Genomic DNA, 15,166 nt, shown 5'->3' with positions numbered 1-15,166 from the left:
AGTACTAATTTTTTTCCAATCTAAGGTTTTTAAACTGTTTGAGCAGTGTAAAATCTAAACGGCTTGGCTTGCGCTTATTTATTTAATAACAATTGTATAGTGTTTGTTTTGGAGTTTCACTGCTAATTAATCTTATTTTAGCGATATGAAATTAGATCTTAAAATTCTCGTTTATAGTTTTTTTCTGTTCAGTATTTCTTTACAGGCACAGGAAGGTAATAAAATAGTAATTATAACGCTAGATGGTCTGCGATGGCAGGAATTATTTGGAGGGGCAGATTCTTTGTTAATCAATAACAATCGATTTGTAGAAAATGCAGCTGGTTTAAAAGATGAGTTTTGGGCTAAAACTAAAGAAGAACGCCGGGAAAAGTTGTTTCCTTTTGTATGGAATTTTATTGCAAAAGAAGGTGTGATCTTAGGAAATAGATGGGAAGGGAATAAAGTGAATCTTACCAATAACATGATTTTCTCTTATCCCGGTTATAATGAAATTCTAACCGGTAAAGCAGATGATGATCATATAAATAGTAACGATAAAATTTACAATCCAAATAAAACCATTCTGGAAATTGCGAATTTTAGTAAGAAGTATCGCGGTAAAGTTTTGGCCTTTGGAAGCTGGGATGTTTTTCCTTTTATTCTGAATGAAAAGCGCAGTGAAATTCCGGTGAATGCAGGATATCGATCTTCGTTGTCTAAAAACCCTTCAGAAAAAGCACTGTTTTTAGATAAAATTCAGCAGGAAACACCAAAACGTTGGGCTGGGGTAAGATTCGATGTTTTTACACATAATTATGCAATGGAAGCTTTAAAGCACGAAAAGCCTGATGTTCTTTATATCGCTTATGGTGAAACCGATGATTTTGCTCACGATGGTCGGTACGACGAATATTTAAAATCTGCTCATCAAACCGATAAAATGATTAGAGAAGTTTGGGAGTTTGTAAATTTAGATACCTATTATAAAGGTAAAACAAGTATTTTAATCACTACAGATCATGGTCGTGGTACGGGAATTGGAGAAAACGATACATGGCGAGGACATGGAACTTCAATAAAAGATGCAGATCAAACCTGGATCATGGCTTTTGGAAATGAAATTAAGCCTAAAGGCGAAATAACCAGGAAAAAGCAATATTACACCAATCAATTTGCACCAACCGTATCTAAAATTATAGATTTAGATATTCAATTTGAAGCTAAACCACTTCCTGTTTTAGATAACTAAAAGCTTTAAAAGGTTTAAAATTAAGCAAGTACTTTAGCTCATTAAATTTTCAAAAAAATTAAGTTTTAAATAACGAATTTCAATCACAGCTTTTTCTATATTTGCGCGTCGCTTAGGCGCAACTTTCCTTTAAAGTACATCTCCTTATTTTTTTAATTATCAAAGGCTTTAGTGATTTAAAGTCTATATTTTTTGTAAACAATTGATGGTTGTTAAAAAATTAACATTCTCATTTTCAGTTTTTTACAACATAAAATGTAAAACTTTAAAAATCAGTAGTTTCTAAATTGTTCACAAAATTGTGAATAAGTATAAAGATTATTTTGAAAAAAATGTGTGCTTAGATTGTAATTTTGATCTGAGATTATTGAACGACAAAAAATAAAGTTTAAGGGGAATCATGTGTAAATCATGAGCTGTTGCGCAACTGTAAATTAGCGTTGCTGATAAGCCAGAACACCTTATTTCGTTTCAATGACTTTTACTTTCGCATAAAAAGTAATGGTCGTGGATACCAAGATTCGTTAATTTTTAATAGAATTTTTAGCGATAAAATCCTTCCATTTCATTTTGTGCTTTTGGTTTTTTGTTTCACTAATAACACAACAGCAGTATGAGTATTTTTGATAAGCGCTTAAATTATAAGCCCTTTGAGTATCCGGGAGTTTTAGATTTTACAGATGCCATTAACCAATCGTTTTGGGTACATTCTGAAGTAGATTTTACCGCAGATGTTCAGGATTTTCACGCCTATCTAAACGAAGGTGAAAAGGATGTGGTAAAGAAAAGTTTGCTTGCAATTGCACAGATCGAAGTTGCCGTGAAATCGTTTTGGGGGGATTTGTACAAGCACCTGCCAAAACCGGAATTTAATGGGTTGGGAAGTACTTTTGCCGAGTGTGAATTTAGACACTCGCAGGCATATTCGAGGCTTCTGGAAGTTTTAGGATATAACAACGAGTTTGCAAAGGTAGTAGAAGTACCCGCAATCAAAAAACGTATCGAATACCTTACCGAAGCCCTGGAACATACAAAGGCTGAAGATCCTAAAGACTATGTTTCCTCACTGATATTATTTTCTATTTTAATAGAGAATGTATCGCTGTTTAGTCAGTTTGCGATCGTACTATCCTTTAACCGTTTTAAGGGGGTGATGAAGAATGTAAGCAATATTATCGCATGGACTTCGGTAGACGAGCAAATTCATGCCAATGCGGGGATCTATATTATTAACCAGATTCGTGAAGAATATCCAGATTACTTCAACGAAGAAATGATTCAGAAATTAACAGATGTTGTTACAAGATCTATTGAAGTTGAAGAAGAAATTATCGATTGGATCTTTGAAAACGGTCAGTTAGAAACCATCAATAAAAAGAACCTGATGGACTTTATGAAATTCAGGTTAGATGATAGTTTAAAGAGCATTGGGCTTCCAAAGCAATACAATATTACAGCAGCCGAATACCAGCCAATGCTTTGGTTCGAAGAAGAAGTTTTTGCCAATAGCCTGGATGATTTCTTCGCAAGACGCCCCGTAGATTATACCAAGCACGATAAAAGTATTACCGCATCAGACCTTTTTTAAAAATAATCGCCAACTATTAAAAACCCGTACCTCCCATGACAACCAATGTAGAAACCCAACCTTTAATTGCAGACGAACCCAAAAACAAGAGACTTTGGTGGCTTAACGACGAAAGTCAGCAGATCCTTAACCGGGGTTATCTGTTGAAAGGTGAAACGGTAAAATCTGCTATAGAACGTATCGCCAACGCTTCAGCCAGAAGACTTTATAAACCAGAATTAGCCGAAGCTTTTATCGAAATGATCGAGCGCGGCTGGATGAGTTTAAGTTCGCCGATCTGGGCAAATATGGGAACCGAACGTGGTTTGCCCATTTCCTGCTTCAACGTTTACGTACCGGATAATATCGAAGGGATCACCCATAAGCTTGGCGAAGTGATTATGCAAACTAAAATTGGCGGAGGTACTTCTGGTTATTTTGGAGAATTACGCGGTCGTGGAAGTGCGGTAACCGATAACGGAAAGAGTAGTGGAGCAACTAGTTTTATGAAACTTTTTGATACGGCAATGGATACCATTTCTCAGGGAGGTGTTCGTCGTGGTGCTTTTGCAGCCTATTTAGATATCGATCACCCAGATATTAAAGAATTCTTAGAAATTAAGAGTATTGGGAATCCTATTCAGAATTTGTTCTACGGTGTTTGTGTGCCAGATTACTGGATGCAGGAAATGATCGAAGGCGATATGGAAAAACGTGAAATCTGGGCTAAGGTTTTAGAAAGCCGCCAGCAAAAAGGTTTACCATATATTTTATTTAAAGACAATATTAACCGATTTAAGCCACAGGTTTATAAGGATAAAAATAGAACAATCCATTCTAGTAATCTTTGTTCTGAAATTGCTTTGCCTTCTACGGAAGACGAATCATTTATCTGCTGTTTATCATCGATGAACCTGGAGCTTTATGATGAATGGAAAGATACTGAAGCCGTAAAGTTAGCGATCTATTTCTTAGATGGAGTACTTCAGGAGTTTATCGCAAAAACTGAAGGGAATCACTATTTAGCTTCAGCAAACAGGTTTGCAAAGAATCACCGTGCGCTTGGTTTAGGAGCGATGGGATGGCATTCTTATTTACAGAAAAACAGAATTCCTTTTGAAGGAATGCGAGCAAAAGGTCTAACACACCAGATCTTTGAAGATATTAGCGCAAAAGCTACCAAAGCCAGTAAAGAGTTGGCTACCATTTATGGCGAGCCAGAAATGCTTAAAGGTTATGGATTAAGAAACACTACCTTAATGGCCATTGCACCTACAACATCATCTTCGGCAATTTTAGGGCAAACTTCACCAGGAATCGAGCCTTTCAGTAGTAATTATTATAAAGCTGGTCTTGCCAAAGGAAACTTTATGCGTAAGAACAAATACCTTAAGCAATTGCTAGAGGAAAAAGGTCTGGATAATGAAGATACCTGGAGAAGCATTATGTTAAATCACGGTAGTGTTCAGCATTTAGAAACCTTAACTCAAGAAGAAAAAGATATATTTAAAACCTTTAAAGAAATTAGTCAGCTTGAAATTATTCAGCAGGCATCGGTAAGACAAAAATTTATCGACCAGGCACAGAGTTTAAATCTTAATATTCCGGCGGGAGTAGCTGTAAGAGATGTGAACCAGTTAATGATCGAAGCCTGGAAATTAGGGGTAAAAACTTTATATTATCAAAGAAGCCAGAGTGTTTCTAAAGAATTTGTATCGAATATTGTAAATTGCTCAAGCTGTGAAGCTTAATTAGAAATTGAAATAAAATTGAAAAGCCACCTAAAAAGGTGGCTTTTTTTATGTTCTTCTAATCATATAGTGATTAAATGATCTTGTATTTTTAATTTGTTGATACCACACCAAAACCGGAATTACTATGGTAACTGTGCTTATTGCGCCGTAAAAATTCCAAAGAAACGCAGTTACAATTAGGCTTAAAATAAAGCCACTTAATAAAATAAGCTTACTTTCTTTAGCTCGTATTTTGTTAATATGTACATTTTGGTTTTCTCCGCAGTGCTCACATTTTAGCTCTAAACTATTTCCATATTTCATCTGAAAATCTCCACGGGTAGGAGCTTTTTGTTTTATAGCTATATCTGTTTTGCAATGCGTGCAAGTGCTATATAGATTCATGTTTTAGAGAGAATATAATCGATTAATTGGTTGTTTGAATTTAGTTTTACTCGATAATCGAGATTAAATGCTTCGAGGTCTTGCCTCGATACAAAGAGGGTTTTCAAAAAAATGCCTTACGGGCTTGCCCTGAGGTAGTTTACTCAAAAATTTGATATTGATCTTTAAAAATTCCGATTAGTATAGCAACAGCTTTTGTTTCATCTACTTCTGGGAATTTTTTGTAGTAAGATTCAGGCGAAGTATAACTTATCTTGTTATATTTTTGATCCTTATCCGTCCAGATTTCAATTTCGTACGATTCTCCTAAGACGAAAAATCTATCTTCAAAAAGTTCAGTTCCATTTCCAAGATCGGCTTCCAAAAATGTTGAAAATTTATATTGAATATCTTTCCAGTCTGGTAAATAATGTACTTTAGTTTTTAAGACTTCAAACCAGAGATTATCATTTTGCAGGGTTTCAAGATTAATCATTTTTTGATCGTTTTGAAATGTTATATAATCAACATTCCAATCCCCATTTTCGTTTTTGGTCATTTTTAGCTGTTCTTTTTTATTACCGGTATGGCTAATGCGAGTTATTGTTAATGCAGTAAAAGAAGGCTTATTTACCGACTTTTTAATACTATCGTTGTTGCCATAAAATATTTTTGCATTGCAAATATTTATTGATAAGAGTAATGCCAGTGTAAAGTAAATTGCTTTCATAAATAATGATTTATTATTAGATAATATGAAATTGAGCGTTCGGAAGACGCCCCTTAAATATAGCTATCAATTTTTCTTGATCTTGGTTATGAATTTTAGAAAGATCAAAATTGTAGGTTTTGCCATTAGATTTTATAATTTCTAAGGTTTCATTATTGTAAGTACATCTAGCTATATCTGAAAATGGAATATGTGCATCCTTAAACCATTTTAGCCGAATATTAATACCGGCTTTGTTCCAGTTTATCGTTCGCTTAAAAATGAAAAATTTCCCAAAATAGATCAGCTGTAAAATAAAGAAAGCTCTATCAATAATGATTTCATAAACTCCTAGACGTTCTCCAAAAGTAGCCGAAGTAAATAATAGCGCTATAGAAGTAAATACTATGGAAGTATTGAACCAATTATCTAATCTGTCAAATAGTATTCGCTTCATAAGCAGAAGTTTATCATAAATATAAATAATATTTAATAATTAACGGTGAGTGATAAAATTTTTGTTAGAAATTATCGAATTTCAGTTTGAAACTTTTTCTGATTATTTGAGTATTAATACAAAATTATGAAAGTCATTTCCTTTAAGATGATTTGAAATTCTTAATTTTGCAGTATGAGCGCAACATCAAAAAGATCGGTATCTGAGTTTAATAACGAATTAAAATTAAAAGGTTTTAATGTATTTAGGATTGAAGATGATAGCTCTTCAACCAAGATTTATAGCCGTAAGGATTTTTACAAGATCTGTTTAACTACCGGGCAAAGTGTAATTCATTATTCCGATAAAAGTTTTAAGACCGATGGTGAAACCGTTCTGTTTTTTGGGAATCCTCATGTTCCGTATTCCTGGGAAACACTTTCTAATAAATATGTTGGTTACACCTGCTTGTTTTCAGAAGATTTTTTAATGTTATCAGAGCGATCTGAATTGTTGCAGCAATCACCATTATTCAAGTTAGATGGTACACCGGTATTGCGAATCTCAGATGAACAACGTGTTTTCTTAAATTCGATGTTCGAGAACATGATTAGGGAGCAACAAAGCGATTATAGTCAAAAAGACGATGTAATTCGTAACTATATTAATTTGATTATACACGAGGCGCAAAAATTAGAACCATCTAAAAATTTTCAGCAAAATCAGGATGCATTGTCCCGACTTACCAATGTGTTTTTGGAGCTTTTAGAACGACAATTTCCTATAGAAGGTATCGATCAGCCGCTAAAATTACGTACTGCAAAAGATTATGCGAGTAATCTGGCCGTGCACGTAAATTATCTAAACAGGGCGGTAAAAAAAGTTACTGGTCATCCTACCACTTCACATATTAATAGCCGAATAATAAACGAATCTAAAGCTTTATTGCTGCATACAGATTGGAGTATTAATGATATTGCGTATTCGCTGGGCTTCGATTATCCAACCTATTTCAATAATTTCTTTAAAAAAGCGACGGGAACCAATCCGGGTTCTTTTCGTAAATCTTTGGTATAGTTTTAAAATCAATATTCGATATTTTTAGGCTTAATTTTTTATAATACTGAAAGCTGATATTGCAGATTTTCAGGGGTGATTTTTTCGATGAATTATTTAATGCTGAAAGCAGTTATCCTGAAATTTTAAGCAAGTATATGCTGCTGAAGAGTGAGAGAAATGAGAATTGACTCTCGAAAATTCAACTTTTATTATTAATATATTCAAACTATCCTGAAAATTAGACTTAAAGATTTGAATTATTATAAAATTGAATCGAAAACTACTCAAATTGAATAGTCATATTTTGTGATCTATTAATTACTTTCATATTTTAAATCCTTGCCATTAAGATGATTGGATGATTTTGTTTTAACGTTTTTTTACGAAATTATATTATAAATTTTAAGACTGCTAGATTGAATTTCTTAGTTTTTGATTTGAATTTCATTATTCGGAAGAGAGGTTTCGATACTATCTTTGTATAAGATTTCAAAACTAATAGAAACTATCTAAAACGACCAACTATGAAAAAGATCAACCTTAGAAACTCCTTATTAGCAAGTTCACTATTTAGTGTGTTGCTTTTAGGAAGCTGTAAAGAGAATGCTTCAACAGAAACTAGCGAAACAACTTCAGAAGAAACGACACAAACTGAAACTTCAACTTCAGAAGAAAGTGAACTTGATTTTATCTTTCCGAAGGGAAATAAAGGACCAGACAAAAATTTCACCGGTAATGCATACAATATCGGTTTGGTAGCTCCAGATTCTACGTATACCACTGCAGTTGGAAATGTATATTTTGAACCAGGCGGAAGAAGTAACTGGCATACGCATCCAGGTGGTCAAATTTTAATTATTACCGACGGGAAAGGTTATCACCAAATAGAAGGTCAGCCAAAAGAAATTATGGAAAAAGGCGACGTGATTAAATGTCCACCAAATACAAGACACTGGCATGGAGCAAGCGAAGATACCGGCGTGCAGCAAATGTACATCGTTCCGAATACTGAAAAAGGTATCGTAGAATGGATGGAAGCTGTAACCGATTCAGTTTATACAAAATAAGATAGCATTTTAATAAACAAGATCTCTAATATAGAGGTCAAAGAGTACGTATTTGATTTAATCATTGCTTCAATTTAAAGCTTTGATGAGGTGAGTTAAAAATAAAAAAAATGAAAGATAAAGTAGCACTGGTTACCGGTGGTTCAAAAGGAATGGGCGAAGCAGCAGTTAGAATTTTTGCTGAAAAAGGAGCTTCTGTTGCCATTTTAGATGTAGATATGGAAGCTGCAGAAAAACTCTCGATTGAATTAAATGAGAACGGAGCAAATACAATTGCGATTCAGTGTGATGTTTCTAGCGAGGCAGAAGTTGAAAAAGCGATTGCCAAAGTTGTTGAAACTTACGGAAAATTAGATGCTGCATTTAATAATGCAGGTATTCAAATTCCGGCTCAGGATATTACAGAAACTAGCGAAGAAGATTACGATAAGATCCTAAATGTAAATTTAAAAGGAGTTTGGTTGTGTATGAAACACGAGCTTATCCAAATGAAAAAGCAACAATCTGGAGCGATCGTTAACAACTCTTCTTTAGCAGGTAAAGTTGGTGTTCCTGGTAGAACTCCGTATGTCGCTGCAAAGCACGCAATTCTTGGTATCACCAAAAGTGCAGCAGCAGATTATGCTTCAAAAGGTATTCGTATTAATGCGGTTTGTCCCGGTACGATCGAAACTCCAATGGTTAATGATATGGTGAATAGTGGCGATCTTAAAAGAGAAGATTCTATTAATGCTGCACCAATCAATCGTTTAGGGAAAGCTTCAGAAGTTGCAGACGCTGCGGTTTGGCTATGCGGTGAAGAATCGACTTATGTGATAGGTCAATCTATCGCAGTAGATGGTGGATATACCATTCTATAAAATTTAAAAAATAATAAGGGAAAAGAATAAAAAGGAAAAGAAAAATTATGAGTGAAACAGTAAAAACAAAAGGTTACGCAGCAAAAGACGCATCAGGAAAATTAAGTCCGTGGGAATTTGAAAGAAGACCTGTTGGAGACGATGATATTCTTATCGATATTAAATTTGCCAGTATTTGTCATTCAGATATTCACCAGGAAAAAGGACACTGGGGAGAGCAAATATATCCACAAGTTCCTGGTCACGAGATCGTAGGTGTGGTAGCTGCTGTTGGTAAAAATGTAACCAAATTTAAAGTTGGTGATCGCGCAGGTGTAGGTTGTATGGTAGATAGCTGTTTAGAATGTGATAGTTGTAAAGCCGGAGAAGAGCATTTTTGTGATCACGGAAAAACAGTTTTTACTTACGGAATGCCTTCTGAAACTGAACCAAGCGGAATTACTCAAGGTGGATATTCAGATAAATTGGTAGTAAGAGATCACTTTGCGGTACATATTCCAGATAATATAAGTTTCGAAGAAGCTGCACCTTTACTTTGTGCCGGGATAACTACCTATTCTCCATTAATGCGTGCGCAATTTAAAGTTGGTGATAAAGTAGGTGTTGCAGGAATTGGTGGTTTAGGGCACTTGGCAGTTAAGATCGCAGTTTCTAAAGGAGCTAAAGTTTATGCCTTTACGACTTCAGAAGATAAAGTAGAAGATATCAAATCTTGGGGTGTAGAAGAAGTGATTGTTGTAGATGACGAATTTAAAAATATGCAGGCTTACAACAAGACGCTAGATTATATGATCTCTACCATTCCGTATCAATTTAATGTAGCTGCTTATGTAATGTGTTTAAAACCTGGAGGAACATTCACTTTTGTAGGGATGCCAGAAAAATCTGAAATCACATTGAATAACCTTATGTTGGCTTTTGCCAGAGTTAATTTCAACTCTTCATTAATTGGAGGAATTCCAGAAACTCAGGAGGTTGTAAACTACTGTGCAGATAATGGTATAAGACCTACAATAGAAATTATTAATGCAGAAGAGATTAACGAAGCCTGGGAGAAAGTAGAGAATAAAGATGCACGTTACAGATACGTGATCGATGCAGCGACCTTTTAAATTATAACTCAAAATCACTTAAAAATTCATATAAAATGAAAAATAGAATATTCAGTCTGATGTTGTTGATGGTATCAGCAATGTCTTTCGCTCAGCAAAGCGAAGCTATTCCTGCCATTGGTTTAGCAACTAAAGCCAATTCAAATTTTGAAAGGATTGAGTTTGAACGTTATCCGGTAGGAGACAGCGATATCGAAATTGAAATCTTATATGCAGGGATTTGCCATAGTGACTTTATGGTGAAAAATGGGCCTAATCAGGTTATTCCAGGTCACGAGATCGTAGGTAAAGTAACTGCTGTTGGTAACGATGTGAAAGATTTTAAAGTTGGTGATTACGCAGGCGTAGGTTGTATGGTAAACTCTTGTGGCGAATGTAAATACTGTGAAGCTGGTAAAGAGCAATATTGTGCAAAAGGTACAGTATTTACTTACGGTTTTCCAGATCGTTTTCACGGAGGGGAGATTACTCAGGGTGGATATTCCAATATCATAACCGTTTCAGATGAATTTGCGATCAACGTACCAAAAGGAGCCGATATTAAACGTACTGCGCCATTAATGTGTGCGGGAATCACTACCTGGTCACCAATTAAGTTTAGTGAAGTTGAAAAAGGAGATGTTGTTGGTGTTGCCGGTTTTGGAGGTTTAGGTCATATGGCTGTTCAATATTTGGTAGATCTAGGGGCAGAGGTTACTGTTTTTGATATTACCGACGAAAAAGCTTCAGATGCAAAACGTCTTGGAGCGGTAGATTATGTAAATGTAAAATCGACTGAAGATTTTTCAGCATTATCAGATAAATTCGATTTTATCATCAGTACAATTCCGGCAGATTACGACCCGATGATGTACGTTAAAATGCTAAAAATGGACGGTGGTGAACTAGCGATCGTTGGTTTACCGGCAAACTCAAGCATCCCGGTTTCTCCGTTAGTAATGCAATCTGCACATAGAAAAGTGTATGGTTCATTGATCGGCGGAATCCCGGAAACTCAGGAAATGTTAGATTATTCGATCAAACATAATATTTATCCTGAAGTAGAAGTAATTAAAGCTGAACCTACTGAAGTAGACGAGGCTTACAAAAATATCGACGAAGGAAAAGTGAAATTCCGTTACGTAATCGATATGCAAACTATAAAGTAATTAAACTCGATGAACGCACGAGTTATTTTATAAATCAGAATTCATCTCAAATTTTGTAATTTGAATGAATCAAAAAATAAAATGTTATGGATATCACGAAGAATAAAAACATCGATTCTGTAAAAGGACCAGAAGATTATTTTACCGGAAGCGTAAGATTAGATCCTTTATACGGGCAAAAAGAAAACATTACAAAAGGAGCCGGAGCATTGGTAACTTTTGAAGCCGGAGCAAGAACTGCGTGGCATACGCATCCTGCCGGTCAAACCTTGATCATCACTTCTGGTGCTGGTTGGGTACAACGTGAAGGTGGCCCGATCGAAGAAGTTGGTCCTGGTGATGTAGTTTGGTTTCCACCAGAAGAAAAACACTGGCACGGCGCATCAGCAAACAAAGCAATGAGTCATATTGCGATTCAGGAAGAAAAAGACGGTAAAGTGGTAGACTGGTTAGAAAAAGTTTCTGACGAGGAATACCAAAAATAAACCTCAAATTGTATGTTTAAAAAATGCCGGTAATTCTATGAATTCCGGCATTTCATCTTTCTCAATAAAAAAACTAAGATTCGATAATTTATGAGTGCAACTAAGAAAAATATTTTCGAGCGATTACTGGCTAATGAAGTGATCCCGATGGATGATCCTGATTATGGAGATGTTCGTGTAGCAGTTGAAGAAACAATGAGCTTAAATCTAAAACTGAATAATGCTGAAGGTCTAGATGAAGTACGAAAATATCTGGGAGAGATCATAGGCACTGAAGTCGACAAAACCATCACTTTGTTCACTCCGTTTTACACCAATGTCGGCAGGCACATCAAATTGGGAAAAAACGTATTTATCAATCACGCGTGTAGTTTTCTGGATCTGGGCGGAATTGAAATTGAAGACAATGTAATGATTGGTCCGCGTGTGAATATTTCTTCGGAAAATCACCCTACAGAAATCGGAAAACGAAACACGATGGTTCCGCAGAAAGTGACCATTAAAAAAGGAGCCTGGCTAGGCGCAAATGTAACGGTGTTACCCGGAGTGACCATTGGTGAAAATTCAGTAGTTGCAGCCGGAGCTTTGGTCAATAAAGATGTTGAACCTAACAGCGTTTATGCGGGAATTCCTGCCAAAAAGATTAAAGAATTAAAACAAGAATAATAGATAGTGAAGAAAATTAATGTTTTAGCAGTGATCGTCCTTTCGGTTTTAGGACTCTCTTGCAATCAAAATCAAGAAGAAAAGAAAACAACTTCAGCAGAAGAAAAATCAAATACTACAACAACAAAAACAGATACAATGAGTACAGAAAATGGTTATATTTTCGAATTAAATGACGAAGTTACTCGTACTTCAGTCAACTTCAAAAATCGCTACGGAATCACTTTAGCCGGCGACCTTTATTTACCAAAAAATGCAGGTGATAAAAAATTACCCGCCTTGGCCATCAGCGGACCTTTTGGAGCGGTAAAAGAACAAGCTTCAGGTTTATACGCTAACGAATTTGCAAAAAGAGGTTATGCGGTAGTAACCTTTGATCCTTCATATACCGGTGAAAGCGAAGGCGAACCTCGTAATACAGCTTCACCAGATATCAATACAGAAGATTTTAGCGCTGCGATCGATTTCTTAGGAATTCAAGATAATATTGACCGTGAGAAAATCGGGATTATCGGGATTTGTGGTTTTGGAGGTTTTGCATTAAACGCTGTTGCTGCAGATAAACGTGTAAAAGCAGTTGCTACCACAAGTATGTACGATATGTCTCGCGTAAATGCGAAAGGATATTTTGATTCTACAACGCCAGAGCAACGTGCAGAACAACTAGAACAAATGAGTTTACAGCGTTGGAAAGATGCTGAAAACGGAGAAGTAGCAATGGCTCCGCAAGGTTTACCAAGCGAAATTAACGGAGACGAACCTCAGTTTGTTCAGGATTATTTCGATTTCTATAAAACCGACAGAGGTTTTCATCCACGTTCTATCAACTCTAACGGTTCTTGGACGGCGACCAATTCAATTTCATTTATGAATATGCCGCTTTTAACGTATATCGATGAAATTTCGCCACGACCAATTTTAATTATTGCAGGATCTGAGGCGCATTCACGTTACTTTAGTGAAGATGCTTACAAAGCTGCAAAAGAGCCAAAAGAATTGATGATTATCGATGATGCAGTGCACACAGATCTTTACGATGGTGGCGATAAAGACTACATCCCATTCGATAAATTAGAGTCATTTTTTAGCGAAAATCTCTAAATCTGAATTCATTTTTTAACTGAAAATTTAGAACGATGAGTTTAACAGCAGAAGAAATTAAAATAATCGCAGCAGAGAATGATTTTCATATCGCACCTTTTCGTGCCGATGGAAAAACCTACGGAACCCTAACCTGGATCTGGTCTGTTGAGGTTGAAGGCAATTTATATGTACGAGCGTATAACGGTACAAGCTCACGCTGGTATCAATCAGCTTTAAGCCAAAAAGCCGGGAAAATAAAAGCTGCAGGCATCGAAAAAGATGTGGAATTTGAACCGATCAAAGGCGAAGAGATCAACGAGAAGATCGATGAAGCCTATCGTGCAAAATACAGCAGCAGTCCGTATTTAGGGTCAATGATCAGCGATCGCGCAAAAGCGGCAACGGTTCAGGTGAAATAATTATAAAAGCGGAGTTCTAATAAAACTTCAAAAATTTTGATTATTAGTTTTCGAAGCCTCATTGATCGTATTCAATGGGGTTTTGTTTTTATAGCTTTTAAATTTTAATAAAAATTATAAAAATCAAATGCCTTAGGAGTGTTGAAATTTATAAAAATACCTGGTTTTCTTAAAGTTTAGTTAAGCTTAACGCGATTTTAAGTGACTGTAAATCAGTAATTAGTTAAAAATAGTTAAATTAAAAGGATGTTTGATTTCCATAGTTTTCAGTTTGAAAAGCTTAAGTTTAAGAGGGTGATTCTTGCTAATTTTGTTTACAGAAATCAAAACAAAAATGAGTCAGGATCAGCAAAAAGCAACCGAAGTAATTCTTAAACTAGGAGAGAAAAAATTCAAAGCAAAATTCAACAATTCTACAACAGCAAAAGATGTACTTTCAAAATTGCCATACACGGTAAATCTAGACCAGTACGAATTTGATTACTGCGGAATTATTCCTGCTCCATTAGCTTTTGACGAAGCTGATAAACACAACGGCTGGACCAACGGCGACATTTGTTTAGCCGATAATTACTTTACGATTTTATATGCTGGTGAAGAACAATCGGCATCCCACACGGGACTAATCAAAATTGGTGAAGTAGAAGATAAAAATCAGCTTTCAGAAATAAGGAATTTAGGCAGTAACATTAGGTTGACTGTTTCAGAGAGTGTATAACATTTTACCCTTCTTTTTCGGTAAATAATGCAAGGTTTAAAAACATATCGAATAGTATCGATTTTGGTCGTTTTGATCGGGTTTTTTACAAGTTCGGTTTCGGCTCAGGATCAACAAGAAAATAGTAAGAAAATGAGATTAAAAATAACGATAGGAGAAACTGAGTTAATGGCGACTTTATATGATAATGCCACAGCAAAAGATCTTATTGCGCAACTGCCGTTAACGGTAGAATTGGAAGATTACGCGAGTAACGAAAAGATTTTTTACCCAAAGCCAAAGCTTTCTACGCAAGGTGCGCCGGCGGGTTACGATCCTTCAGCAGGAGATATTACGTATTATTCGCCTTGGGGAGATATCGCGATTTTCTACAAAGATTTTAAATACAGTAGCGGATTGGTGAGCGTTGGAAAAATCGACGAAGCCGATGTGAAACATTTAAAATTCTCAGGAAATAAAGAAGCCAAATTCGAATTGGTAGAAGAATAA

Annotated in this window: 17 protein-coding genes and 1 riboswitch; of the genes, 14 read left to right on the top strand and 3 right to left on the bottom strand. The window is 35.6% G+C overall.

Annotated features, from left to right (window positions below):
- Positions 1-145: 145 nt before the first annotated feature.
- The 3 genes from IIF7_RS11465 to IIF7_RS11455 all read left to right on the top strand — a co-directional run bounded on the left by IIF7_RS11465 (position 146) and on the right by IIF7_RS11455 (position 4,549).
- A complete protein-coding gene (locus tag IIF7_RS11465) occupies positions 146-1,231 on the top strand; it encodes an alkaline phosphatase family protein (protein ID WP_084841828.1) in 1,086 nt (361 codons plus the stop codon).
- Positions 1,232-1,605: 374 nt separating this feature from the next.
- Positions 1,606-1,701: riboswitch (adenosylcobalamin-variant (AdoCbl-variant) riboswitch) on the top strand.
- A 143-nt stretch (positions 1,702-1,844) separates the two neighbouring features.
- Positions 1,845-2,819 (top strand): ribonucleotide-diphosphate reductase subunit beta, encoded by a 975-nt coding sequence (locus tag IIF7_RS11460; RefSeq protein WP_084841827.1) that lies wholly within the window; start codon positions 1,845-1,847, stop codon positions 2,817-2,819.
- Between the two features lie 35 nt (positions 2,820-2,854).
- The gene (locus tag IIF7_RS11455) at positions 2,855-4,549 is read left to right on the top strand and encodes a ribonucleoside-diphosphate reductase subunit alpha (protein ID WP_084841826.1); all 1,695 of its coding nucleotides are present in this window, start codon (positions 2,855-2,857) and stop codon (positions 4,547-4,549) included.
- A gap of 48 nt (positions 4,550-4,597) precedes the next feature.
- On the opposite strand, the gene IIF7_RS11450 is transcribed toward IIF7_RS11455, so the two are convergent.
- The 3 genes from IIF7_RS11450 to IIF7_RS11440 form a co-directional block, all read right to left on the bottom strand.
- Positions 4,598-4,936: a hypothetical protein gene (locus IIF7_RS11450; RefSeq protein ID WP_084841825.1), complete on the bottom strand. Its 339-nt coding sequence runs from the start codon at positions 4,934-4,936 to the stop codon at positions 4,598-4,600.
- 139 nt (positions 4,937-5,075) lie between these two features.
- On the bottom strand, positions 5,076-5,645 hold the full coding sequence (locus IIF7_RS11445) for a hypothetical protein (RefSeq protein ID WP_084841824.1): 570 nt from the start codon (positions 5,643-5,645) through the stop codon (positions 5,076-5,078).
- Positions 5,646-5,661: 16 nt separating this feature from the next.
- On the bottom strand, positions 5,662-6,081 hold the full coding sequence (locus IIF7_RS11440; RefSeq protein ID WP_084841823.1) for an EbsA family protein: 420 nt from the start codon (positions 6,079-6,081) through the stop codon (positions 5,662-5,664).
- 174 nt (positions 6,082-6,255) lie between these two features.
- Between IIF7_RS11440 and IIF7_RS11435 the strand changes: the two genes are divergently transcribed.
- The 11 genes from IIF7_RS11435 (at position 6,256) to IIF7_RS11385 (ending at position 15,166) form a co-directional block, all read left to right on the top strand.
- Positions 6,256-7,137, top strand: a complete 882-nt coding sequence (locus IIF7_RS11435) for a helix-turn-helix domain-containing protein (protein WP_084841822.1) — start codon at positions 6,256-6,258, stop codon at positions 7,135-7,137.
- A gap of 506 nt (positions 7,138-7,643) precedes the next feature.
- Positions 7,644-8,186: a cupin domain-containing protein gene (locus IIF7_RS11430; RefSeq protein ID WP_084841821.1), complete on the top strand. Its 543-nt coding sequence runs from the start codon at positions 7,644-7,646 to the stop codon at positions 8,184-8,186.
- 110 nt (positions 8,187-8,296) lie between these two features.
- A complete protein-coding gene (locus IIF7_RS11425) occupies positions 8,297-9,046 on the top strand; it encodes an SDR family NAD(P)-dependent oxidoreductase (protein WP_084841820.1) in 750 nt (249 codons plus the stop codon).
- Positions 9,047-9,093: 47 nt separating this feature from the next.
- Positions 9,094-10,158, top strand: coding sequence for an NAD(P)-dependent alcohol dehydrogenase (locus tag IIF7_RS11420; RefSeq protein ID WP_084841819.1), 1,065 nt, complete (start codon positions 9,094-9,096; stop codon positions 10,156-10,158).
- A gap of 35 nt (positions 10,159-10,193) precedes the next feature.
- A complete protein-coding gene (locus tag IIF7_RS11415) occupies positions 10,194-11,306 on the top strand; it encodes an NAD(P)-dependent alcohol dehydrogenase (protein WP_084841818.1) in 1,113 nt (370 codons plus the stop codon).
- An 86-nt stretch (positions 11,307-11,392) separates the two neighbouring features.
- Positions 11,393-11,791, top strand: coding sequence for a (R)-mandelonitrile lyase (locus IIF7_RS11410; protein WP_084841817.1), 399 nt, complete (start codon positions 11,393-11,395; stop codon positions 11,789-11,791).
- A gap of 90 nt (positions 11,792-11,881) precedes the next feature.
- Positions 11,882-12,457, top strand: a complete 576-nt coding sequence (locus IIF7_RS11405; RefSeq protein ID WP_084841816.1) for a DapH/DapD/GlmU-related protein — start codon at positions 11,882-11,884, stop codon at positions 12,455-12,457.
- Positions 12,458-12,463: 6 nt separating this feature from the next.
- The gene (locus IIF7_RS11400; RefSeq protein WP_084841815.1) at positions 12,464-13,558 is read left to right on the top strand and encodes an alpha/beta hydrolase; all 1,095 of its coding nucleotides are present in this window, start codon (positions 12,464-12,466) and stop codon (positions 13,556-13,558) included.
- 35 nt (positions 13,559-13,593) lie between these two features.
- Complete coding sequence (locus IIF7_RS11395; protein WP_084841814.1) at positions 13,594-13,959, top strand: DUF2255 family protein; 366 nt, start codon at positions 13,594-13,596, stop codon at positions 13,957-13,959.
- A gap of 334 nt (positions 13,960-14,293) precedes the next feature.
- Positions 14,294-14,677: a cyclophilin-like fold protein gene (locus IIF7_RS11390; RefSeq protein ID WP_084841813.1), complete on the top strand. Its 384-nt coding sequence runs from the start codon at positions 14,294-14,296 to the stop codon at positions 14,675-14,677.
- A 132-nt stretch (positions 14,678-14,809) separates the two neighbouring features.
- Entirely contained in the window at positions 14,810-15,166 is a 357-nt protein-coding gene (locus IIF7_RS11385) for a cyclophilin-like fold protein (protein WP_084841864.1), read from the top strand.

This window comes from Zunongwangia atlantica 22II14-10F7, assembly GCF_002094855.1.
Taxonomy (GTDB): domain Bacteria; phylum Bacteroidota; class Bacteroidia; order Flavobacteriales; family Flavobacteriaceae; genus Zunongwangia; species Zunongwangia atlantica.
Note: the sequence above shows the minus strand (reverse complement) of the source record. Positions and strands in the feature narration are given on the sequence as shown.

What these genes read in the sequence shown, in the direction of transcription:
- IIF7_RS11465 (WP_084841828.1), top strand. Translation starts at nt 146, where the DNA reads ATGAAATTAGATCTTAAAATTCTCGTTTATAGTTTTTTTCTGTTCAGT.
- IIF7_RS11460 (WP_084841827.1), top strand. Translation starts at nt 1,845, where the DNA reads ATGAGTATTTTTGATAAGCGCTTAAATTATAAGCCCTTTGAGTATCCG.
- IIF7_RS11455 (WP_084841826.1), top strand. Translation starts at nt 2,855, where the DNA reads ATGACAACCAATGTAGAAACCCAACCTTTAATTGCAGACGAACCCAAA.
- IIF7_RS11450 (WP_084841825.1), bottom strand. Translation starts at nt 4,936, where the DNA reads ATGAATCTATATAGCACTTGCACGCATTGCAAAACAGATATAGCTATA.
- IIF7_RS11445 (WP_084841824.1), bottom strand. Translation starts at nt 5,645, where the DNA reads ATGAAAGCAATTTACTTTACACTGGCATTACTCTTATCAATAAATATT.
- IIF7_RS11440 (WP_084841823.1), bottom strand. Translation starts at nt 6,081, where the DNA reads ATGAAGCGAATACTATTTGACAGATTAGATAATTGGTTCAATACTTCC.
- IIF7_RS11435 (WP_084841822.1), top strand. Translation starts at nt 6,256, where the DNA reads ATGAGCGCAACATCAAAAAGATCGGTATCTGAGTTTAATAACGAATTA.
- IIF7_RS11430 (WP_084841821.1), top strand. Translation starts at nt 7,644, where the DNA reads ATGAAAAAGATCAACCTTAGAAACTCCTTATTAGCAAGTTCACTATTT.
- IIF7_RS11425 (WP_084841820.1), top strand. Translation starts at nt 8,297, where the DNA reads ATGAAAGATAAAGTAGCACTGGTTACCGGTGGTTCAAAAGGAATGGGC.
- IIF7_RS11420 (WP_084841819.1), top strand. Translation starts at nt 9,094, where the DNA reads ATGAGTGAAACAGTAAAAACAAAAGGTTACGCAGCAAAAGACGCATCA.
- IIF7_RS11415 (WP_084841818.1), top strand. Translation starts at nt 10,194, where the DNA reads ATGAAAAATAGAATATTCAGTCTGATGTTGTTGATGGTATCAGCAATG.
- IIF7_RS11410 (WP_084841817.1), top strand. Translation starts at nt 11,393, where the DNA reads ATGGATATCACGAAGAATAAAAACATCGATTCTGTAAAAGGACCAGAA.
- IIF7_RS11405 (WP_084841816.1), top strand. Translation starts at nt 11,882, where the DNA reads ATGAGTGCAACTAAGAAAAATATTTTCGAGCGATTACTGGCTAATGAA.
- IIF7_RS11395 (WP_084841814.1), top strand. Translation starts at nt 13,594, where the DNA reads ATGAGTTTAACAGCAGAAGAAATTAAAATAATCGCAGCAGAGAATGAT.
- IIF7_RS11390 (WP_084841813.1), top strand. Translation starts at nt 14,294, where the DNA reads ATGAGTCAGGATCAGCAAAAAGCAACCGAAGTAATTCTTAAACTAGGA.
- IIF7_RS11385 (WP_084841864.1), top strand. Translation starts at nt 14,810, where the DNA reads ATGAGATTAAAAATAACGATAGGAGAAACTGAGTTAATGGCGACTTTA.